The 22,480-nt window shown below is 38.4% G+C and carries 22 protein-coding genes; 11 read left to right on the top strand and 11 right to left on the bottom strand.

What is annotated here, in order from left to right:
- Positions 1-92: 92 nt before the first annotated feature.
- The 6 genes from LI954_RS07715 to yfmF all read right to left on the bottom strand — a co-directional run bounded on the left by LI954_RS07715 (position 93) and on the right by yfmF (position 4,348).
- Positions 93-989, bottom strand: coding sequence for a helix-turn-helix domain-containing protein (locus LI954_RS07715; protein ID WP_202065492.1), 897 nt, complete (start codon positions 987-989; stop codon positions 93-95).
- Positions 990-1,020: 31 nt separating this feature from the next.
- Positions 1,021-1,188 (bottom strand): SDR family oxidoreductase, encoded by a 168-nt coding sequence (locus LI954_RS07710; RefSeq protein ID WP_229441333.1) that lies wholly within the window; start codon positions 1,186-1,188, stop codon positions 1,021-1,023.
- A 96-nt stretch (positions 1,189-1,284) separates the two neighbouring features.
- Positions 1,285-1,620: an SDR family NAD(P)-dependent oxidoreductase gene (locus LI954_RS07705; protein ID WP_236671777.1), complete on the bottom strand. Its 336-nt coding sequence runs from the start codon at positions 1,618-1,620 to the stop codon at positions 1,285-1,287.
- On the bottom strand, positions 1,613-1,741 hold the full coding sequence (locus LI954_RS16055; protein WP_267491449.1) for an SDR family NAD(P)-dependent oxidoreductase: 129 nt from the start codon (positions 1,739-1,741) through the stop codon (positions 1,613-1,615). The genes LI954_RS07705 and LI954_RS16055 overlap by 8 nt, the downstream gene beginning before the upstream one ends.
- 50 nt (positions 1,742-1,791) lie before the next feature.
- The gene (gene yfmH, locus LI954_RS07700; protein ID WP_229444100.1) at positions 1,792-3,087 is read right to left on the bottom strand and encodes an EF-P 5-aminopentanol modification-associated protein YfmH; all 1,296 of its coding nucleotides are present in this window, start codon (positions 3,085-3,087) and stop codon (positions 1,792-1,794) included.
- Complete coding sequence (gene yfmF, locus LI954_RS07695; RefSeq protein ID WP_229444099.1) at positions 3,080-4,348, bottom strand: EF-P 5-aminopentanol modification-associated protein YfmF; 1,269 nt, start codon at positions 4,346-4,348, stop codon at positions 3,080-3,082. Before yfmF ends, yfmH begins: the two co-directional genes overlap by 8 nt.
- A 203-nt stretch (positions 4,349-4,551) precedes the next feature.
- Between yfmF and mscL the strand changes: the two genes are divergently transcribed.
- From mscL to hisJ, 7 genes are all read left to right on the top strand, one after another.
- Positions 4,552-4,965 carry a large conductance mechanosensitive channel protein MscL gene (gene mscL, locus LI954_RS07690; RefSeq protein ID WP_229441337.1) on the top strand — a complete coding sequence of 138 codons (414 nt, stop codon included), beginning with the start codon at positions 4,552-4,554 and terminating at the stop codon, positions 4,963-4,965.
- Between the two features lie 585 nt (positions 4,966-5,550).
- Entirely contained in the window at positions 5,551-6,642 is a 1,092-nt protein-coding gene (gene serC / locus LI954_RS07685) for a 3-phosphoserine/phosphohydroxythreonine transaminase (RefSeq protein ID WP_229444098.1), read from the top strand.
- Position 6,643: 1 nt separating this feature from the next.
- Positions 6,644-7,831, top strand: coding sequence for a phosphoglycerate dehydrogenase (locus LI954_RS07680; protein WP_229441339.1), 1,188 nt, complete (start codon positions 6,644-6,646; stop codon positions 7,829-7,831).
- Positions 7,831-9,075, top strand: a complete 1,245-nt coding sequence (locus LI954_RS07675; protein WP_229444097.1) for a DUF1015 domain-containing protein — start codon at positions 7,831-7,833, stop codon at positions 9,073-9,075. The genes LI954_RS07680 and LI954_RS07675 overlap by 1 nt, the downstream gene beginning before the upstream one ends.
- A gap of 199 nt (positions 9,076-9,274) precedes the next feature.
- Positions 9,275-10,090, top strand: coding sequence for a glutamate 5-kinase (proB, locus tag LI954_RS07670; protein ID WP_202065521.1), 816 nt, complete (start codon positions 9,275-9,277; stop codon positions 10,088-10,090).
- Entirely contained in the window at positions 10,083-11,330 is a 1,248-nt protein-coding gene (locus tag LI954_RS07665) for a glutamate-5-semialdehyde dehydrogenase (RefSeq protein ID WP_229444096.1), read from the top strand. The genes proB and LI954_RS07665 overlap by 8 nt, the downstream gene beginning before the upstream one ends.
- A gap of 15 nt (positions 11,331-11,345) precedes the next feature.
- The gene (gene hisJ / locus LI954_RS07660; protein WP_229441342.1) at positions 11,346-12,176 is read left to right on the top strand and encodes a histidinol-phosphatase HisJ; all 831 of its coding nucleotides are present in this window, start codon (positions 11,346-11,348) and stop codon (positions 12,174-12,176) included.
- Between the two features lie 104 nt (positions 12,177-12,280).
- On the opposite strand, the gene LI954_RS07655 is transcribed toward hisJ, so the two are convergent.
- Positions 12,281-12,802, bottom strand: coding sequence for a GNAT family N-acetyltransferase (locus tag LI954_RS07655; protein ID WP_202065528.1), 522 nt, complete (start codon positions 12,800-12,802; stop codon positions 12,281-12,283).
- An 81-nt stretch (positions 12,803-12,883) separates the two neighbouring features.
- Positions 12,884-13,696, bottom strand: coding sequence for a MerR family transcriptional regulator (locus LI954_RS07650; protein ID WP_229441344.1), 813 nt, complete (start codon positions 13,694-13,696; stop codon positions 12,884-12,886).
- An 85-nt stretch (positions 13,697-13,781) separates the two neighbouring features.
- On the opposite strand from LI954_RS07650, the gene LI954_RS07645 reads away from it, so the two are divergent.
- From LI954_RS07645 to LI954_RS16330, 4 genes are all read left to right on the top strand, one after another.
- The gene (locus tag LI954_RS07645) at positions 13,782-14,474 is read left to right on the top strand and encodes a PRD domain-containing protein (RefSeq protein WP_229441345.1); all 693 of its coding nucleotides are present in this window, start codon (positions 13,782-13,784) and stop codon (positions 14,472-14,474) included.
- Between the two features lie 298 nt (positions 14,475-14,772).
- The gene (locus tag LI954_RS07640) at positions 14,773-17,409 is read left to right on the top strand and encodes a YfhO family protein (protein WP_229444095.1); all 2,637 of its coding nucleotides are present in this window, start codon (positions 14,773-14,775) and stop codon (positions 17,407-17,409) included.
- A gap of 73 nt (positions 17,410-17,482) precedes the next feature.
- The gene (locus tag LI954_RS07635; protein WP_202065550.1) at positions 17,483-17,716 is read left to right on the top strand and encodes a hypothetical protein; all 234 of its coding nucleotides are present in this window, start codon (positions 17,483-17,485) and stop codon (positions 17,714-17,716) included.
- Positions 17,677-17,760 carry an IS3 family transposase gene (locus LI954_RS16330; RefSeq protein WP_202065623.1) on the top strand — a complete coding sequence of 28 codons (84 nt, stop codon included), beginning with the start codon at positions 17,677-17,679 and terminating at the stop codon, positions 17,758-17,760. Before LI954_RS07635 ends, LI954_RS16330 begins: the two co-directional genes overlap by 40 nt.
- 120 nt (positions 17,761-17,880) lie before the next feature.
- Here the strand turns inward: LI954_RS16330 and LI954_RS07630 are convergent, their stop codons facing one another.
- The 3 genes from LI954_RS07630 to LI954_RS07620 form a co-directional block, all read right to left on the bottom strand.
- The gene (locus tag LI954_RS07630) at positions 17,881-19,152 is read right to left on the bottom strand and encodes a dicarboxylate/amino acid:cation symporter (protein WP_202065551.1); all 1,272 of its coding nucleotides are present in this window, start codon (positions 19,150-19,152) and stop codon (positions 17,881-17,883) included.
- 642 nt (positions 19,153-19,794) lie between these two features.
- The gene (locus LI954_RS07625) at positions 19,795-21,039 is read right to left on the bottom strand and encodes an MFS transporter (RefSeq protein ID WP_229444094.1); all 1,245 of its coding nucleotides are present in this window, start codon (positions 21,037-21,039) and stop codon (positions 19,795-19,797) included.
- Between the two features lie 142 nt (positions 21,040-21,181).
- Complete coding sequence (locus LI954_RS07620) at positions 21,182-22,393, bottom strand: pyridoxal-phosphate-dependent aminotransferase family protein (protein ID WP_202065553.1); 1,212 nt, start codon at positions 22,391-22,393, stop codon at positions 21,182-21,184.
- Positions 22,394-22,480: the final 87 nt, after the last annotated feature.

The following is a 22,480-nucleotide window of genomic DNA, read 5'->3' as shown; positions in this document are numbered from 1 at the left end:
GTTACAGTTTATAGCTTACAAGTAGTGAGCGTTTCTGCCCTTGGTTCTCGGAGCTGAATGCTTTTGGAACAACCTCTCCATGATTAAATTTCTTATTGCTGATACGCAAGAGTCAAAATAATATTTCTTTCACCGATTCCGGTATTGTTAGGATTAAATAGGATTGATTGTCCATTCAGCTTCATATCAATGTACTCTGAAGCACCCAATGCAATTGTCAGACTGGTTACATCCGCAGGAATCTCATATTCCTGTGTCTGTCCGGCTGGAATTGTTGACTGGAACATATAGGCGCCATTAATAATCACCCCAACCCAGCAATTACCTGTAGTAGCTGTAAATGAAAATTTACCTGGCTTAGGTACATCTGTCGCAGTCATATTCACAATTCTGTTTGCTTCATTCTGATAGGTTACAACTGCCTGCTTCTCTTTAGAGCTTTCTGTTGTTGAGCTCTGCTCCGGTTCAGATGAACTACTTTCCGGCGGCTCCGTACTGGTACTTTCAACAGACGAGCTTTCCTCTGAAGATCGTTCCACCACAATGCTGGAAGCAGGCGGTTCAATAATCGGATTTGCTTTTTGATCCTGCCACATAATATAAAAAACAACAATGGCAATTGCCAACCCAAATAGCGACAGAATAATTGCCGGCAAACTCTTAAGCAGACGATTATCATGCTCTTCTTCGTAAATTTGCAATCTCGATTCTTCCAGTGTCTGATATTCCGTCGCAGCTTCAGTTTCTTCTGGAAGATCCTTGCCATCAAAATGATTAATGAGCTCTTCACCATCAAGGTTTACAGCACTGGCATATTGACGAATAAACGCACGGACATAAAAAGTTCCGGGCATAGAATCGAAATTATTTTCTTCAATTTCCATTAGATAGCGCTTTTGAATCTTGGTAATTTGCTGCAGCTCATCTAACGACATATTCATTTGTAGTCGTGCTTCTCTTAATTTTTGTCCTATGTTAACGCTGGCCACTCGTTCATCTTCTCCAGTCTTTCTAAATTCCTCAATACCATCCGCCGTTGACAGGAATAGTCGCTCTAGTTATATAATCAGCTTGATCAGAGAGTAAAAATGCTGCAGCTCCAGCAATTTCTTCCGGCCGGGCCATTCTCTCCAATGCTATATTCTCTTCTATTTCTTTTATTTCTTCATCTGTCCATTGTTGATTCATTGCTGTCTCCACTGCGTCGGGAGCTACTGCATTCACAGTAATTCCAGACTTGTAATTTCCTTGCTGTAAGCTTGGACAAACGCTTCCTGCTCCCCCTTAACACAGCTTGTAAACAGCTTCCATACTGCTGCCTAACTGACCATAGACAGAACCTATAAACACAATTCGTCCGTGACCGCTTTGGCTCAATTTATTCTGCAGCTTTCGGCAAATCAAAATGGGTACTTTTAAATGAATGTTCAGCAAGCTCGAAATTTCCGTCTCTGCCTGATCTGTTAATAAACCATAACAGGTAAATCCACCTGCAAAAACAATGGCATCCACTTGAAACAGACCGTTAAAAAAAGACGGCAGCTGCTGCTCATCCAACATATCTAAGGATAACATAAAAAAATCTTGCTGAGGATAACAATTTTGAAAGTTTTCAATCAAATTTTCTATTTTTTTTATTTTTATTGTAGTGACAACACAGAGACCAGCCTTCTGCCGACAGTTTCTTTGCAACAGCTGCTCCAATGCCTCCGCTTGCACCCATAATCAATACATTTTTCATCAGTATCGCTCCGATTTTTTATATTTTACAATCCTTTTGCAATTAAAAAGTTACTGCTCCTTAGGATATATGTAAAATCTGCTTAGCCCATCTTCTCTGATAAAAGTCTCTGCCGCTTCTTTAATATCTGACATCTGAATTTGGTCAATCACAGATAGCATATCAAATAGTGTTACATCACCAAACAAAGACTGAGAAAACTGGTTGGCAATATACTCCAGTGAATTCAGTGACTGGAAGTATTTTCCGATCATTTTTTTCTTTAAAAGATTCAGATTCTCTTCCGTTAATTCAGCACTTTCTCCATAAGTCAGTAAAATCTTTTCAATCGCTTCAGCCAGTTCATCCGGACGATCGCTGTCTCCGCCAATGTCAGCGAAATGAAAGCTTCTATCCAAATTAAATTCATAGCTGAAGCTGTCATCAAGCAGACCTTCATTATAAAGAGAAAGATAATTTTTTGATGTATTTCCAAACAGCAGCTGAAGCAGCAGATTCACAGATGTTTTATACTTTATCAACTGCAGACCGTCTGTTGGAAGATCTTCCAACCCTTTTAAACCTACCAGTATTTTTGTACGCTGTATCGGCATTTCAATGGAGCTTTCCCGAACAATGTCCGCAGCTGTTTCCTGAGGAAAATGGCGCTTGATCGGCACAGCTTTCGCAAAGCTCTTTTTTCCCTGATTTGCTCTGATAAAGGACATCATTTCATCCGGATTCATTTTCCCTACAATAAACAGTGTCATGTTACTAGGATGATAGAAGGTATGATAGCATGTATACAAATCTTCCGCCGTGATTTTATCGATGCTTTCAACAGTTCCTGCAATATCAATATGCAGCGGATGCTTGGGATAAAGATTGCCAAGAATACCAAAAAACAACCGCCAATTTGGATCATCCTGATACATTTGAATTTCCTGTCCGATAATTCCTTTTTCTTTTTCTACTGTTTCTTCAGTAAAATAAGGCTCCTGAACAAAATCAAGCAGTGTTTCCAAATTCTTTTTCACCTGATCTGTTGTTGAAAATAGGTAGCTGGTTTTAGTAAAGCTTGTGAATGCGTTAGCAGAAGCTCCCTGTCTGCCAAAGTCCTGAAAGACATCCCCGGTTTCTTTCTCAAACATCTTATGCTCCAGAAAATGAGCGATACCATCAGGAACACGAGTGAATTTATTTTCTCCGAGAGGAACAAATTCATTGTCAATCGAACCATAATTCGTCGTAAACAGTCCATATGTTTTATGATAGTCATTTTTAGGCAGCAAATATACCGTTAAGCCGTTATCCAGACGTTCTGTATAAAGAACTTCGTTAATCTGCGGATAGACTTTTTTATCCATTCTTCTGCTCCCCTTCCAAAAAGAAAATTGCCTGCATGCTTATTCCTTCAGCAATCTTCTGTATGTCTTTAATCGTGACAGCCTCCATCCGACGAATCCACTCTTCCGCTGATAATTGTGTTTCAGGCAGAAGGAAATCCATGTAGGCCGATTCCAAAACTGCAGCCCCGTTGTCCAGTGAAAGCAGGTACTGATTTTTCAGCATAGCTTTTGTTTGAGATAGTTCTTCTTCCGTGATCTGTCCTCGACGCATATTTTCCAGCTCCGTCGCCACCAGACGCAATACCTTCTCGCGATTTCTGCCATCTATCCCTGTCTGAACAGTCAGCATCCCACGAAAGGTGTCTAAACTGCTGGATGCATAGTAGGCCAAATTTTCTTTTTCCCGAACATTCATAAACAGTTTGGAATGCGGAAATCCGCCAAAAACACCGTTAAAAATCTGCAGGGAAAAATAATCCTGATCTCCGTAAAAAATATTCGTATCATAACCGATATTCAATTTGGATTGTGCCAACTCTTCCTGATCTGAACGTTCTTTAATAACATTACTAATGGAATGATGATAGTAAATTTCACCTATCCCTTCTTCTCGGTCAGTAAAAGGCAGTGCTGAAAACAATTGATGAATCTGTTTCTCTTCCACATCACCAAGAACAAAAATATCCACCTGATCCTCACGAATCATTTGACTATAATAGGCAGCCATACTTTGCGCAGTTTCTTTTTCAAGATCTTCCAGTGTTCCAAAGCTCGGAATTCGCTGATCTTCTGAATCACTGAAGTAAAGATTCTGCAGTGACAATGCCGCATAGGTTTGTTTGTCTTCATTCACACTCTTCAAATAAGCAGCGGTATTCTCTTTTTCCCTGTCGAATGTTTCCTGATCAAAATGATCTTCAATAATATGTGGAAAAAACACAATTTCTTTAATAAAGGAAACAGCCTCTCCCAATACATCTGTACCATTTAGATATTTATCATTGACGATACTCATGGAAAGATTCAGCCAGTGCAGATTTCCTTTTTTATTTACGTTCAATCCAAAGCCGGCTCCATATAATTCGGCCAGCTTTTCACTCATCAGAGTCTGATCTGGGTAATTGAGACTATTTGTTTCCATCAAACTGGACAACAATGTACGTTTAGTAATGATTTTACGATCTAATTTTGTATTAAAACGCATAAAAATGCGTATCGTTTTATATTTTTCAGTTGGAAGAACATGAAGGTTCACACCTTTAGCTAGTTTAACTGTCATTATTTCAGACCTTTCTTTTGTTGTTTTATCTTAATCAAATTCTATCCTAAATTCAAGAATAACAAGGGAATTAAATACTTTTTTAACTTCCTGTGTCTACTCTCAATTATAGCATAGCTTCCGGCTCTTTGAAGGCTCCAGACTTTATTCATTTAAAAATTTTCTAAACTTGGGTATACTAATGTCACAGAGGAGGAGATAGAATGTTCAAAGAATTCAAAGAATTTATGATGAGAGGCAGTGTTCTTGATTTAGCTGTTGGGGTTGTGATCGGGAGTGCATTTACTGCTATTGTCACTAAGATCGTTGAGGGGCTGATTACCCCTATTGTCAATTTAATTATCTTATTAATAACCGGCAAGAGCAGTGCAGATGATGCCTTCGGTTCCATGATCTTTAAAATTAGAGGCGTACCTTTTTATATTGGTGATGTCATTAGTGCCATTATTACCTTTGTTATCACAGCTTTTGTACTGTTCCTGATTGTTAAAGCAGCAAATAAAATGAATAGACAGAATAAAGAAGAAATCGATTCTCCTACAGCAGAAGACTATCTACAGGAAATTCGTGATTTGCTGGCTGCACAAAATCAAAATAATAATAGTGATGAGAAATAGAAAGAGACCGTCCGTTCATTACGCGAACAGGCGGTCTTCCAGCTTAAAACACACACAGCTGACAACCCACCGGTCGTCAGCTGTTTAATTTAGGAGTTATACACTTGAAAATTATTTTGTCTTTCTAACACTTCCCAGTATAGATTCTATTTGTGAAAAAATTGTGATGATTTTTTTTGGAATTAAGGATTTTTCTGAAACGAAACTTTAACTTCTGTAAAATCAACCGCTTTTCTAGATAAATTTACATTTATTCTGTTGAGATATTGAATAATTCAAAGACTTTCTTATCTGTTTCAAGTTCAAATAATAAAAAGACTGATAAAAAAATTACTCACCTTAATTCGAATGAACTGCCTCTATTTTTCACCATTATGACTAGCTTTTCTCTAAAAATGAATCCTATACATTAGCATACAGAAATTGATTTTATTGCATTTTCAGATTGTTTTCAGTATTTAACCGAACATTTTTCGAAAATTACAAAAAAACAATCGTTTTTAATCTTTTTTTAATGTTAGCTTTCTGTTATAATGATTTTCACATTTATTATCGTCTAAACGGTAAGAAGAAGGAGAGAAATGTATGAAAACAATTTATAATTTTTCAGCAGGCCCAGCAGTTTTACCAAAAAGTGTTTTGGAAAAAGCACAATCCGAATTGGTAAACTATCAAAACAGCGGAATGTCCGTTATGGAGTTGAGCCATCGTTCCTCCTTGTTTGAGACCATTATTCAGCAGGCAGAAGCACTGTTAAGAGAATTGATGAATATCCCTGACAACTACAAAGTTCTGTTTTTACAGGGAGGAGCCAGTCTGCAGTTTACAATGGTTCCGCTAAATCTTGCTCAAAATAAAAAAGCGATCTATGTTAATACCGGTTCATGGTCTAAAAAAGCGATAAGTGAAGCAAAAAAACTTGGAAATGTGAACATTGAAGTCATTGCTTCAAGCGAAGATAAAAACTTTTCTTATATACCTGAGATCAAAAAAGAAGATGTGCCGCAGGATGCAGCCTATGTTCATATCACAACAAACAACACCATTGAAGGGACTGCCTATTATAAGCTGCCCGATACTGGTGATGTGCCGATTGTTGCGGATATGTCTTCCAACATTTTGTCCATTAACTACAATGTTGCCGACTTCGGACTAATCTACGCAGGAGCACAGAAAAATATCGGACCTGCCGGCTTAACCGTGGTCATTGTCAGAGAAGATCTGATTGGTCAGTCCGAGGTTTTGAGTGCCATGCTGGACTATAATATTCAGGCCAAAAATGATTCCCTGTACAATACACCGCCGACCTATGCAATTTATATGGCAAAGCTGGTCTTTGAATGGATCAAAGAAAACGGCGGCGTTTCACAAATGGAGAAACGAAACAAAGAAAAAGCAGCTCTTTTATATAATGAAATTGATGCTTCTGCCTTGTTTTCTTCCCCTGTAAATCCGAAAGATCGATCTATCAATAATATTCCGTTTATTACCGGAAGTGATGATTTAGATAAAAAATTCAATCAGGAAGCAGTCACTGAAGGATTTGAAAACCTAAAAGGACACCGTTCCGTAGGAGGCATGCGTGCCAGTCTGTACAACGCTTTTCCAAAAAAAGGTGTAGAAGCTCTCACAGCATTTATGAAAAAATTTGAAGCAGAAAATGGAGGAAACAACTAAGATGTTCGATATTAAAACATTCAATGCCATCGCCCCGGAAGGATTAGCTCGTTTTGAAGACCCTCTGTTTACAGTCAATCAAACAGAGCAACCTGCTGGAGTAATCCTGCGCAGCCAGAAACTTCATAATTACGATTTTCCGAACTCTATTCTCGGTGTCGCTAGAGCCGGTGCCGGTACAAACAACATTCCTGTACAAAAATGTACTGAAAACGGTATCGTTGTATTCAATACACCTGGCGCCAATGCTAATGCAGTAAAAGAACTGGTTATTGCCTGCCTGCTGCTGTCTGTTCGCCCTGTTCTCAAAGGCGCAAATTGGGTTCAGACGCTTTCAGGTCCGGATATCGAAAGTCAGGCAGAAGCCGAGAAAAAACAATTTGCAGGAACAGAGCTGGAAGGTAAAAAACTGGGCGTCATCGGACTTGGTGCTATTGGCGCTATGGTTGCAAATGATGCTTATCGTCTGGGAATGGATGTTACCGGCTATGATCCTTTTGTTTCTGTAGACACTGCCTGGAGTATTTCACGTCGGGTGAAACGTGCTCAGAATATGGATGAAATTTTCAATAATTGTGATTTCATCACCATTCATGTACCGTTAACTGAAAATACCCATCATCTAATTGGAAAAGACGAGTTGGCAAAAATGAAGAAGACTGCGGTGCTTCTGAATTTTGCACGTGGCGAGCTGGTTGATACAGAGGCTGTGCTTGATGCAGTTAACACAGGCGAGATCAATAATTTCGTCACTGATTTTGCCGATGAAAGACTGCTGGCTAACGAAAAAATCATGGTGCTGCCGCACTTGGGTGCTTCTACAGAGGAAGCGGAAATCAACTGCGCAAAAATGGCAGCCCGTACGTTAAAAAAATTCCTTGAGACTGGAAATATTAAGCGTTCTGTCAATTTTCCTACAGTGGAAATGGCATTTAATTCACCTTACCGTTTCACTATTATTCATAAAAATGTACCAAATATGCTGGGACAGATTTCAACAGGAATCGCAGACTTAGGTATTAACATTGATACAATGATTAACCGAAGCCGTGATGACTATGCTTATACGCTGGTTGATATTGCTGAAACAGACGAACAGAAAATTCATGATGCCGCTCAAAAAATTCAACAGGCAGAGCATATCATAAAAGTCAGAACGATTAAAAATATTGAGGCGGTGAGCTATTAATGGTCCGAATTCATCCATTTAAGAGTATTCGTCCTTCTGCAGAACATGGCGAACAGATCGCCACATTGCCTTACGACGTATTAAATTCTGCAGAAGCACGTGAACTTGGAAAAGATAATCCCTATTCTTATCTTCATATTGATAAAGCAGAAATTGATTTGCCTGATACTCTGTCTCCTTACGATGATCAGGTTTATACAAAAGCAGCAGAAAATCTGAGGAAATTTTTATCTGAGCAATGGCTGATTGAAGAAAAACAGCCTGCCTTATATCTTTATGAATTGATTATGAATGGACGTTCTCAAACAGGTCTCGTCACTTGTACTTCCATTGAGGAGTACGAAGAGGGAAAAATTAAGAAACATGAATTTACCCGTCCGGAAAAAGAAATAGACAGAATTAGACATATCGAAGCCTGTGATGCAAATACCAGCCCGATTTTCCTTACCTACCGGGCTCACCAGAACATTCAACAAGCCATGGACAACTGGAAGCAGAATCATTCACCTGTTTACGACTTCACCAGCTTTCATGACGTGACTCATAAAGTTTGGGTAATCGATGACGAGGCAGTCATTCAAACATTTGTTACAACCTTTGAAACGGAAGTACCGGCACTGTATATTGCAGATGGGCATCATCGGACAGAATCAGCTGTAAAGGTTGGGAAGAAAATTAAGGAAGCTCATCCTGAAATTGGCGATGAAGACGAAGTAAATTATTTCCTGTCAGTCATTTTTCCAAAAGAAGAACTGGAAATTTTAGATTACAATCGGATTGTGAATGCTCCGATTCCTGAAAATTTTATGGAACAGCTTGAAGAAAACTTTACCGTTAGCACTACTGATAAAGGGAAACCTGCTCAGCCAAAACATTTTGGGCTTTATTTAAATGGGCAGTGGTATGAACTGAAAGCCAAACCTCAGATATTATCAGAGGATCCGGTAGATGGACTGGATGTTTCACTGCTTCAAAAGTATGTATTTGCTGATATTTTTGACATTCAGGATGTCCGTACCGATAAACGTATCGACTTTGTCGGCGGAATTCGCGGGATGACTGAGCTTGAAAGACTGGTGGACAGCAAGCAGTGGACAGCTGCATTTGCCGTATACCCGACCACGATGGATGACCTTTTAAATGTTGCAGATGCGGGAAAAATTATGCCGCCAAAATCAACGTGGTTCGAACCAAAACTATTAAGCGGACTATTTTTACATGATCTAGAGACAAAACAGCAATAAAGCAGTAAAATAGAAGACAACTGGAAGCTGGGCCTGTAATTTATAGTCCCGGCTTTCTTACCATCTAAAAGATAAACAGCAAATACATAAGAAAACTGTCGGAAAATTAACTCAGAGAGGCCCCATCATTCACTTAATGTTATCAGCCGCAGTCGTTGTCAGAATACAGCTGGTTTATCAAAAACAGCGGAGGATTATTATGCGCAGACAATTAAAAAAAGCAAATCGAATCGTTATTAAAGTGGGAACCAGTACATTAATCTATCCCAACGGAACAATCAATCTAAGTGCCATCGATCAGCTGGCATTTACACTGACTGATTTAAAAAATCAGGGGAAAGAAATCATTCTGGTTTCTTCTGGAGCGATTGGAGTAGGGCTGCACAAACTGAATATGGACCAGCGCCCGCCAACCATTCCGGAACAGCAAGCGGTTGCAGCTGTCGGACAGGCTGAGCTGATGAATATTTATAACCGGCGCTTTTCTACCTACAGTCAGCAGATTGCACAGTTGTTATTGACTAGAGATGTGATTGAATTCCCGGAAAGTCGACGAAATGTTGTGAATACCATGGAGCAGCTGCTTCATATGAACATTATTCCAGTCATCAACGAAAATGACACCGTTGCAATTGATGAACTGGATCACCTGACAAAATTTGGCGACAACGATCAGCTCTCTGCCATCGTAACACAGCTGATTAATGCAGATGCACTGGTAATGCTCTCAGATATTGACGGCTTCTTTTCTGATAATCCTGTAACAAATAAATCTGCCATACTCTATTCTGAAATCAATCAGATTAATAACACGCTGCTGGAACAGGCAGGAGGAAAAGGCAGCCGTTTCGGCACAGGCGGTATGTACAGTAAATTGAAAGCGGCAGAACGGGTACTTGAGCACAACAGTATGATGGTTTTGGCAAATGGAAAGCAGCCCAAAATAATTTTTGATATTTTAGCAGGAGAAACAATTGGCACGTTATTTATCGAAAGGAGAAAAAAGAATGACTGATTTGATTCAACTTGGAAAACAGGCAAAACAGGCAGCCTATCAGCTGGGACAGCTGGACACAAAACGAAAAAATGAATTATTGCTGTTTATGGCAGATCAAATAGAAAAAAAGACTGCTGTTATCTTGGAAGCAAACCAAAAAGATCTGGCTCAGGCAGAAGAAAACAGCATTACTGAAACCATGCAGGACCGCCTGCGTCTGACAGAGGAACGTATTTCAGATATGGCAGATGGAATCCGTCAGGTTGCCGCACTTGATGACCCAATTGGTGAAGTGGAGAAAATGTGGAAAAATGAAGATGGATTGATGATTGGCAAACAACGTGTTCCACTTGGCGTTATCGGTATCATTTATGAATCACGACCTAATGTGACAACGGATGCTGCCAGCTTGTGCTTCAAGTCCGGTAATGCGGTGATCCTCAGAGGAGGAAAAGAAGCGTTCCATTCCAATCAAATTCTGGTGAGTATTCTTCAGAAAGCCTTGGAAGCTCAGAAATTTTCTCCTTTCGCCATTCAATTTGTCGATGATACTTCCAGAGAAACAGCTCAAAAATTGATGACTTTAAATGGCTATCTGGATGTATTGATTCCTCGCGGAGGAGCAAGTCTCATTAATGCTGTCCTGAAAACAGCTACAGTTCCTGTCATTGAAACTGGGACAGGCAACTGTCATATCTACATTGACAAAGATGCTCAGCTCAAAATGGCCACAGATATTATTGTCAACGCTAAATGCCAGCGTCCTTCCGTCTGTAATGCAGCGGAGACACTGCTAATTCACAAGGATGTTGCTGCAGACTTTTTACCAGTTATTGAAAAAGCATTGAATGAGTATAGTGTGGAACTGCGGGCCGATGAACAAGCACTCGCTATCTTTAAGCAATCTGTGCCGGCAACTGAAGAAGACTGGGCAACCGAGTTTTTAGACTATATTCTTGCTGTAAAAGTGGTAAATTCTCTTGATGAAGCGATTGAGCACATCAATAAATACAATACCAAACATTCAGAAAGTATTGTCAGTGATAACTATTTTGCAACTCAGCAGTTTTTGAAGCAGGTAGATGCTGCTGCTGTTTATGCCAATGCTTCGACCCGTTTCACAGACGGCTTTGTCTTTGGCTTCGGAGCAGAAATAGGAATCAGCACCCAAAAGCTTCACGCAAGAGGTCCAATGGGACTGGAAGAGCTGACATCCACAAAATATATTGTTTACGGAGATGGTCAATACCGTCACTAAGAACGGAGGGCAAAAATGAAGTACGATGGACATACCCATACAGAATACTGTCCACACGGAATAGTTGAAGATACGGAACAGCTTATTCAAAAAGCCATACAACTTGGCTTTAAAGAATACAGCATAACAGAACATGCTCCTCTGCCTCCTTCAATTACAGAAATTGCTGCCGGCGAACCGGAAATGTGGACAACTGCTTCTATGGCTTTAAATGATGTGGATAACTATTTTAAAAAAATGGAAAAATTAAGAAAAAAATATGCTTCTGAAATAGTTATCCACATTGGCTTCGAACTGGATTATTTCTCCGAGTATGAAGCATGGACGACCGACTTTTTAAATGAATATGGTCCTTTGACAGACGACGGTATCCTCTCTGTTCATTTCCTTCCAGGGAAAAACGGCTTAAGAGGCATCGATTATACTTTTGAAGAATATCAGGACGGAATTTGTGACTTTTACGGATCATTCCAAAAAGCGCAAACCCTTTACTATCAAAGGGTTCTTGCATCATTGCAGGCAGATCTCGGAAAGTGGAAGCCCACTCGACTCGGACACATCTCTCTATGCCAAAAATTCGAACATTTCTTTGATGAAGCAACTGATTATTCGGTAAAAAGTCTGACCGTTCTCGACAAGCTTTTGGCAGCAGTCAAAAAGGAGAATTATCAGCTTGATTTAAACACTGCCGGCTTCATTAAAACAGGTTATCAACAAAGTTATCCACAGGCATGGATTCTTGAAAAAGCTTCTATTTTGGGCATTCCTTTTATTTATGGTTCTGACACCCATTCTTTGGAGACTGTGGGTCAAGGTTATGCAAAAGTCGAACAATGGCTGAATTAATGAAAAATCAGGAAAGAGCTGCTTCCAAAATTTCAATCGTTTGGGGAGCAGCTCTTTGTTTGTCTCTTTTTTCATTCACGTAAAAAAACTTTCAGTTTTTCTTTTTAAAGATCAATCCAATATCTTTGCACAGGTTCACCGTCTTCCAGCAGTTCATTTTCCAATAATCCACCATTCGCCTGAATCACTTTTGCAGAAGCGATATTCGTTTTGTTACAAGTTACCAAAACCTTTTCCAGTCCGAGTTTCTGAGTAAAAAACAGCGCTTGTTTCAACATTTCTTTGGCATAGCCCTGATTCCATTCGCTTCTGCGAACGCTGTACCCGATATGACCGCCAAATTTCAGCAGAAAATCATTTAATGTATGACGAATGTCAATCATTCCGACCAATTTATTATCACTCACTCGAACGGCTAAAAATTCAGTTGCCGGTACTAAACCTTCTGTCACCGTTTCTTCTCGGGTATTGCGTTCAATAAAGTCCAGCCAGTCCTGAATATCTTCATATTCACGTAAAAATGAAGTCCCATCCATACTATCGCTATTCGCTAAAAACTCATTTCTATACTCTCTGATTTGTTCTTCATACTCCATAGAAGGAGCAACCAATTGAATCTTTCCCATAACCATCCCATCCTTTTTTCAAAATAGTATAGCACAGCCTGTTATTTTAATATGTACTATTTTGACTTTAAAAAATTTCCATCATTTTACCTTTATCATCATTTTAAGAATGAAATCATCAAAATTTGGAGCTACCAGCTCGTTTTGAATAAAATCCACATAGAGATTTCCTTTAAGTGAGAGATTACGTTCTGCAGCAAAAGCAAGTAATTTTCTGTACCCTTCTTCGTAATCAAAGACCCCTCTGGAATAACATGTTAAATAATTTCCTTCTGGTCGAAAATCAGCAGATTCTGGAATTTTGATATAGTATTTGGTCTCAGAAGCTCTTATCTCCTGTTTTCCTTCTGACATGACAAGCATTCCTGAAGGATAAGGAAATTCATAACCAGCTGCAATACATTCCTGATAAAAATCATTTAAAGAAACTGAAAATCTTGATCTTGCCCCTTCATAAAAACATTTTACATGACTGCTGAAAAATAAAGGAACCTCATCAGAATACTTTACAGATATCTTTTTCTCTTCAAACATTTCCGTTTCTTCCAGAGTTTGAAGCTGCAAATCAAGCATTTGTTCCATTCGACGGTAAAACATTTGTTTCTGTCTGGCTTCTTCCCTCTGTCTTTGAATCAGATCGCTAATCTGACTGGCAGCTTTCATTTTATTATATTCTTTGATTTCTTCCAGCGACATACCAATTTCCTTAAAAAAATGAATCATATTCACTGTATACAATTGATGATAATGGTAATAGCGATAACCGTTGCTGTGGACAACTCTTGGTTTTAACAAATCAATCTGATCATAATAAATTAATGTTTTCCTTTTTATTCCGGACCGTTTGGCAAATTCTCCGATAGATAAATAATTGCCTTTTTCCTCTTTCTGCATTTATTTACTCTCCTGTTCAAATTCATCTCTTGACTGTCTGGTTACTATACAGTTTACACTATTTAATATGAAAGGGGTTTCGATTATGCAAAAACAATTAAAAAAAGTTGAGATGAATCCTTCCAACATACAATCTGATAGAATGAAGGCAACTATGATTGAGAGGTTAGTAACTCTTTATGAGAAAAAATATTTGTTGCACAGAAGTGATATTCTGAAAAGGGAACTGTGCGCTTATACATATTATAAAGCTGACAACCATTTTCAATTCCCTGAGCCTTATCTAAAAATAATCCGACTTTTATTCAACGAAGAGTATTTGTTTACAAAAGAGGCTTTTGCAGAAATCAATTTAATTTCTGAATGCTCTTTAGCCAATCATGATTTTCTTCGCCTTTTGGAAGCAGTATTGCGCACTAATTGGCAATATTCCAATCAGCCGGAAAACATTCTGTCCTTTATTGAACTGATTCATTCCCTTCTGGAAATTATTAGTTGCCGCCTTAAGGTTTCAACGCAGTTTTTTGAATCCAGCCGCACCAGCTTCCTTCATCATATTAAGTTTCTAGCCCTCAAAATCCAACAAAAAGAAATAGACTACAGTACATCAGATAATGACCTTTATTTTTTTTTAGAGGAAAATCATCGGGAAGCATTCAGTATTGCTGAAAATATTCGAAAATTTATTACTGAAACCTATGATTTTGATTTATCGAATAATGACATCGCCTATCTAGTCCTGCATCTTATAAAATCTTTAGGTGCATTGACAGTATGAAAACTCTGTTACCTGACTCATTGAACTTCCTCATCAATTATAAACAAACAGCTGTGGACATATAGACTGACTCTGCGGCTGTTAATTTTCTTTCACTTGATCTCTTCAAACAGAAAGCCAAGAAAAAATGGATCTTGATCTTCGTTTCTCAAGATTTACTTAACTTTGGATTCTAGTATTTTCATATACAGCTTAAAATTCTTGAATATTTTATGAAATTTTCCTTCTATTAGCTATATTTTATTTGAATATGCTAAACTAGATGATACGAATACTAATTGTGCTGTGAGGTCTTTTAATGAAAAATAAACTACAGAATTTTATTAAGGAAAATTGGCGTTATATGGCTGCCAGCTTCTTTATCCCTTTTTTTATAATGGTCTTTGTATATCTAAGTATCGGTATTTATCCCGGCAGCAGCCGAAGTGTTCTTGCCAGTGATGCTTTTTCTCAGTTCTCAAATTTTCATGCGAGCTTCAACAACATGCTTCATGGAAAACAAAGTATTTTTTATACCTGGAATGCCTCTTTAGGGCTGAACTATTTATCTTTGATTTCTTATTATCTGGGCGGGCTGTTTACTCCGCTTGTCTTTTTCTTCAGCAATCAAAATATGCCTGATGCCTTGTATCTGATTACTCTGTTAAAAATAGGATCTGCAGGACTGTCTTTCTGGTTTCTGGCTTCTCATACATTTGACATTAAAAAGTGGGCACATGTCACACTAAGTGTCCCATATGCATTGATGTCGTTTGCCACAGCTCATTCTGAGCTGATCATGTGGCTGGATGCATTTGTCTATTTGCCGCTGATTATTTGGGGCATCCACCGTGTTATGGATCAGAAAAAAATCACACTTCTGTTTGTCAGCTATCTGCTGCTGTTTATTTCAAATTTCTATATGGGCTTTATGATTGGTATTTTTTCGTTCCTTTATTTCATTGTTCGGTTGTTTACTAACTGGAAACAATATAAACAGTCCATTCTGCCTTATGGAATCACTTCATTACTTGCCGGCGGAGCGTCTATGATTATCATACTGCCAACAATTTTTGATTTACGTTTTAATGGTGAAACGCTGACGGAAGTAACTAAATTTAAAACAGAAGCAACAGCCTTCTGGGATATTGTCATGAAAAACATGGTCGGTGTTTATGATACGACAAAATATGGTTCTATCCCTTTTATTTACGCCGGACTTCTTCCTTTGCTGTTTTGTATTTTTTACTTTGTCACCCGGCAGACACCATTAAAAAATAAACTGCTTTTTGGCAGCTTGTTTGTTGTGCTGATTGCCAGCTTTTACATTGTCCCGCTGAATCTTTTCTGGCACGGAATGCACGCACCAAATATGTTCCTATTTCGTTACAGCTTCCTGTTTTCATTTCTGGTTGTCCTACTGGCCGGCTATGGCTGGGAAAAATTTAAAACAGACGATCTGGGAATTTTCACCGGGACAGCCATTTTGGTTATTGCCCTTTTCGCACTCGCAGAAGGTTCAGCACCCACTGGAAGTTATGATTATATCTCACTCACTACGTTTGTTATCACTGTTTTATTTTTGATTCTTTATACAGCAGGAATTGCGTTTTATCAGTTGAAGAAAATACCTGGTCGCTACTTATCCATTCTGTTGCTGCTGGTCGTCTGTGCAGAGGCGTTTATTAACACAAGCGCCATGATTAACGGCGTGCTGGATGATTGGAACTATGCTTCCAGAAGCTTGTACACCGAACCTTATCCGGATATCAAAAAACTGGTAGATCAGACAAAAGAGGAAAATGATTCGTTTTATCGACTGGAAAATTTGAACCCCGTTTCTTCAAATGACAGTATTAATTACGGCTACAGCGGAATCAGCCTGTTTTCTTCCATACGTAACCGAAATTCATCAGCCTATTTGAATACACTTGGATTTCGCTCAAGAGGAACCAGCTTGAATACGCGCTATCCAAATAATACTCTGCTCATGGATGCGCTGATGGGTATACAATACAATCTATCCAAGGACAATCCATTAAAATTCGGCTATACGGAAACAGCCCGTTCTGGAGAATATGGCTTGTATGAAAACAGTTATGCTCTGCCTTTAGGTTTTCTGGCAAATGAATCAATCTATGACATAGAGCAGCCAGAAACGGATAACCTGACTAGTCAATCAAATCTGATTAATGCTCTTTCTCAACAACAGCAGAACTTTTTCACATTTTATACACCGACAATTACAAATCAGCAAAATGTAAAAATCGAAGAAAATGCTTCTTCTGTAACGTATCGTGAAACACAAAGCAATGTTGCAAAAGAAATTACCTGGACCGTTAATGTTCCTGCTAATACTCAAGCTTATCTTAGCCTGTTTCCAACAGATTTCGGTCAGCTGCAAAGTTCCACTGCTACAATGATGGTCAACGGTACCACCCAGAAATCACAGATTAATATCACCGGTCAATATTACAATATCGGCTACTATGAAGTTCCAACAACTGTCACATTTACTGTCAGTTTTTATGGAACTGAAGCAGTCAGTTTTATGGAGCCAAAAGTTGTTGGTCTTGATACGGCTGCTTTTGAATCTGCTGTGAAGGAGATTCAAGACAATAGTGTGAATTTAACAGTCAGCGGCCGAAAAGCAACCGGTACTTTTTCAGCAGAAGAAGATCAAATGGTTCTTACAACCATCCCTTATGATAAAGGATGGACAGCTTATATTGATGGAAAAAAAGTACCAATAGAAGTATTTAAAAATGCGTTTATCAGTGTTCCTGTCAGTGCCGGCAAGCATACCCTTAAACTGGTCTATCTTCCAGAAGGCTTCAAAACAGGTGCTTTATTCTTTGTATTCTGTACAAGCGCCTTTATCCTTTTTGTAACCACCATTGAAAAACCAAAAAGAAAGAGAGCACGCAGAAGACAGCGAAATAGACGGGTGAAATAATAACAGAACATTATAGTGTATTATCCTTATCTAGGACAAAGAAATAATTAAACCCTAGATAGGGGTATTTTATATGGGAAAGATACAAATGAAGTACGCGCCAGAAGAGCACTTAAAAATTGTAGAGAGCTATCTTAGTCATAAAATCAGTTTAAATGGAGCAGCCCAAAGTGATTATCAAACCGGCTCAAGCTGTATACTACTCACAAAAACTTCAAATCAGAAATTAGAAGGCTTGTTTGAGGGCTTAAGCGGGAAAAGTATTATATCCATGAGTTTACAGACCGTAAAGCGCTTATCACTATGATTATTCAATACATCGAATATTATAACAATGAACGATATCAATGAAAATATGCAAATAATGACACCTATGAAGTTTCATTATCGCTATTACAAAGCTGCTTAAATTAACCAAACATCATCAAAAAACTACCCATCTTTTTTTGATGGGCAGTCTACAGTATTTTTTTATATATCTCCTATCTTAAATTCCTTGGCATCATCTGAAAATCTTTTTTCTCCATTGAATATTGCGTAGTCTAATTCATTTTCGTCACAAGCAATGATCATTGCCACAGTAACATCTGCATCCACATTCAACAAAGTTCGGAACATTCCGGAAAACCAGTCTATTCCTGCCAACAAGGCGATGCTTTCTGTTGGTAATCCCAGCATTGGCATAACAGTGGCTAATGCAACCAAGCCTCCTCCCGGAACAACAATCGTTCCTAAACAAGCCAAAGTAGACAAAAGAACTATTTGGATAAGCTTGCCGACGCTTAATTCAACATTATAAAACTGTGTAAAGGTAATTACGGAAAGAGACAGGAACATTGCCAAACCATTGCTGTTTAAACTCATTCCTAATGGAACAACCAGCTTGGATATCCGATCACTAATCCCCAATTTTTCTCGGCTGTCTTCAATTTGGACGGGTAGCGAAACTGCAGAAGAAGTTGTCGTAAAAGAAATCACGGACATACGCCACATGTTTTTTACCAAACGAAAAACTCCTACTTTACAATACCAAGCAGTGATCAATAGCCAAATGACTAAAAAGATGAGTGAAGCAATACCTAAAGTTACTAAAAATCGAACTAGGGTACCTAAAACTTGAATCCCTGCTTCACCAACCACCGAAGCGATTAGACAGAAGATTCCAATTGGAGCTGCCTTCATAATCAAAGTAACCATTTTTAAGATTACATTGTTAAAAGCGATAATCCACTCCAGAATAAGCTGATTGGTTTTTTCTTCTTTAATTAAACTTAAGGCCAATCCGAACAGTAAAGAAAAAATAATTACTTGAATCATGTTTGCTTCTGCCATTGCTTCAATAATATTCAAGGGAATGAACCCAAGAATAATTTCTTGCAAGCTTGCATCTGCCATCCCCACAACTTCTTCTTGTAAAGCTGCAGTCGTTAGACCGACACCTGGTTTGAAGAGAAGTCCAAAAAGAATACCTATAATAGCAGCTAGAATTGTTGAGCCCATAAACCATAGAAATACCTTAAGCCCAATTTTTCCTAATTCTTTTGCTTCTAATCCACCAACTGCTTCAATGACTGCGCCCATAATCAATACAACCACAGACATTTGAATTAATCGCAGAAAAAGTTCACCTACAATTTTCAAATCACTTACTGCTCCTTGAAAAAGAAACCCGCATAGTACCCCTAAAACAGTAGCAATCATTATTTGATTGATTAAACTGATTTTTCTGTTTCTTTTTTTCATGTGAAGCTCCCCACTTTTTTATTAGTCATTCAAATCCTATTCTACAAAACACTTATAAAGCTTGAATACCCAGAGCTTTATAGCTGCTTTTATCTTTTCTGCCTCTACCTAATGCTCTGACCAAATTATAAATTACAATAAAAGATCATCTATAAATAATATTCACTGATAGAAAATTTTAATTTGTATGCTTCAATAACAAGAACGAGCAGTTTCAAAAGCAGCTGGGGAATTACTAGCTGTTTCTATAATTTTTACGGCTAGTTTGACTCCAGTTAGGGATGAAATCAGCGTTTTTTGCCGAGTTGCTCCCGTGCCAGCTGCACGTTTCTTGGATTAAAAGCATCTCTTAGTTTTAATTTAGCCAACACACTAGTGGGATCGTATGCGAACAACAATCTTTGAATGTGTAATTATTCATCCAATGAATGGGTGGACAAGATATTGACATTAGATCAATATTGTTGTCTGAGGCAGCGAAGCGAACACTTTACAATAGTATCACCACTGCTGCAAGCAAGTCTTTTAACACACTTGCTTATTACACCCTTTGTCATCAAAATACTTAATGATAGTCACTTACTGCCAAGTATATAGATGATTAAATCAAAAGCTTTTCATAGACTTTTTTGAGTTGCCTTTTTATTCTGCTGCTTTCCTCGCATTGAATGATAAGAATAAGAGTGTTCCGCCGATTAATAGGATGATTGCTATATAAAAGCCCATAACTTTAGAACCTGTAGCGTCAGAAATAGAACCTGTCAGTGTTGGTGCAATAACCGAAGACATCATACCGAAAAAGTTAAAGACACCTAGAGTCGTACCAACACCTACTTTAGGTGCATTTTCACCTAACCATGAAATGATAATCGGTTCAACTGCCAGCTTTCCTAAAAATCCATATAAAATCAAGGCAATCATCAAGAAAGTTGCGTTCGTTGCTTGAACCGTAACTAAGAGCATTAAAGCAGCAAGTATTTCTAAAATAACAATAAATGTCACTTTTTTATGCATATATTTATCTGCCAAACGACTGAAGAACAATGCACCCGGAATAGATGCAAAAGCTACTAGAGAAGAAGAAAAACCAATTGCAACCCCTTCAAATCCTCGTTCTGTTCCGAGGAAATTCGGCAGCCAAGTCACAGTCATATAGTAAGCATAGCATGTCGCAAAATATAACACATAGGTGAACAGCATCCGTAAAGAAAACAAAGTTGTTAGAGAAACTTTTTCCTTAGGTGTTTCACTGACTTCAGCTATCGCTTCCCGTTCCAAAAAGGCGACATCATCTTTGTTACTGCGAATAATTAAGGAAAAAGCAATTGTCATACATACAATCAGAAAAGCAGACAAATACATCATTGTTTGCCATGGCATTTTCATCTGAATAACTAAAAAACTCGATAGAATCATTCCAAACCCAGATCCAACAGCTGAACCGCTGTTTACGATTGCTGTTGAAAAGCTTTTCTTCTCTTTAGGTATATTTTGTGAAGTCAGTGAGTAAGCTGACCCGTAAAAAGAGCCGCAGCCAATCCCAGCTAAAAAACTCCCTGTATAAATCATCGTAATTGATGATGCTTGCGAAATCAAAAATGCTGCTAAAGCAAACACCACAAAACCGGGAATTAAGACTTTTTTCTTTCCTATCTTATCAACTAAAAACCCTGCAGGTATCTGCATAATTACATACCCTAAAAAATAAAAACTTGCAATAGATCCTAATGCCGTGTCCGAGATATTACCACCAAGTGACTCATTTATTTGCGGATAAATTGGTGATAATGCGGACCGATAAATCCAGATTGTTACCCAACCTGAACACAATAAGACGATAATCTGTTTCCAGTAGGCAAAACCTGTTTGTTCTTTGTTGATCTCCATATTTTCTCCTCCATCATTAGCTCTTGTAAAGTTTGTGCACCTCTTCAAGAAAACGCTTTAACATGCTTTTAGTTTACGTCTTCTTTTAACATTTTTCATTTGACATTTTTCACAAAGTACTAATTTCTATTGTGCATAAGTGCTAATTCGCTTGATAATAGTTAAGTGCAGCGGTTACTGCTTTTCCTGCTTGAATTTCAGCACCGTAATACAATAAGACACCTTCCAGAACTGCAAGAACATGAAGGATATTTTCTTTACGACTGCTATAACCCATATTCCCGATTCGCCAAACCTTCCCTTTTAAATCCCCAAAGGAACTCGCAATCTCTACACCAAAAGAAGTCAGCATTTCTTCTCTGACAGCTTCACCATCGACTCCATTTGGTATCAAAATAGGCGTCACCGTTGGCATTTTTGTTTCGACTTCACCATAAAAAGATAGACCCATTGCCTTCAGTCCTGCAATTAACGCTCGATCATTTTTTTCATGGCGTGCATAGGCATTTTCAAGCCCTTCCTCAAGCAGCACTCTCAACCCTTCGTGTAAACCATAAATCATACTAGTCGCCTCAGTATGATGATTGATTCTTTCTTCACTCCAATATCTTTGCAGCTGACTTAAATCCAAATAATTACTGCTAATGTGTCGTTTGTTGCGATCAGTTTTACTCAATCCCAGTTCTTTCTGATAACGAGCATTCACAACTTCCGCTACCCGATCATTATATGTAACTAAGGATAAGCCTGAAGGGACACTGAGACATTTCTGAGTACCTGCAATTGCCAGATCAACACACCATTCATCCACAAATAAAGGAACCCCGCCATAGGTCGCAACCATATCGACAACAAAGAAGACATCCTTTTGGCGACAATAAGCCCCTATTTCTTGCAGCGGCTGCATCTGACCATTTGCTGTTTCACCATGAACCATCGCCACAATTTTCGGCTGAAAATCATCAATCTCTTTTATGACAGTATTTGGCACAAATGGGGTCGTCCATTCTTTCTCCATATAGCGGACTTCTGCCTGCGCACGCTCGCAAATTTCCCCTAAGAGATAAGCAAATCGTCCATAGACAGGAATCAATACCTTATCTCCCGGCTCAATTAAAGCAATTAGTGCTGCCTCCAGTCCAGATCTTGAGGTTCCATCTACCGCAAAAGCCTCTTTATTTTTCGTACCAAAAGGCTGTTTAATCATTTCCTTTACTTCATCCATAATTGTTAAAAACATAGGATCAAACTGACCTAAAATTCGACTAGTCATCGCTTTTAAAACTACAGGATGAGCTTCCACAGGTCCAGGTGTCATAATCGTTCGTTGTGGTATTGCTAATTCTTTATACATTTTTTTCTCCCCATTTCTATATTCGCTTGTCAACGCTTCCATCATTATTGTACAATAGAGCTAACTTCTGCACGTTTTTTGTGCATT

It is taken from the genome of Enterococcus sp. CWB-B31 (assembly GCF_020567645.1).
Lineage (GTDB): Bacteria > Bacillota > Bacilli > Lactobacillales > Enterococcaceae > Enterococcus_L.
This window is presented reverse-complemented; position numbering and strand designations above follow the sequence as displayed.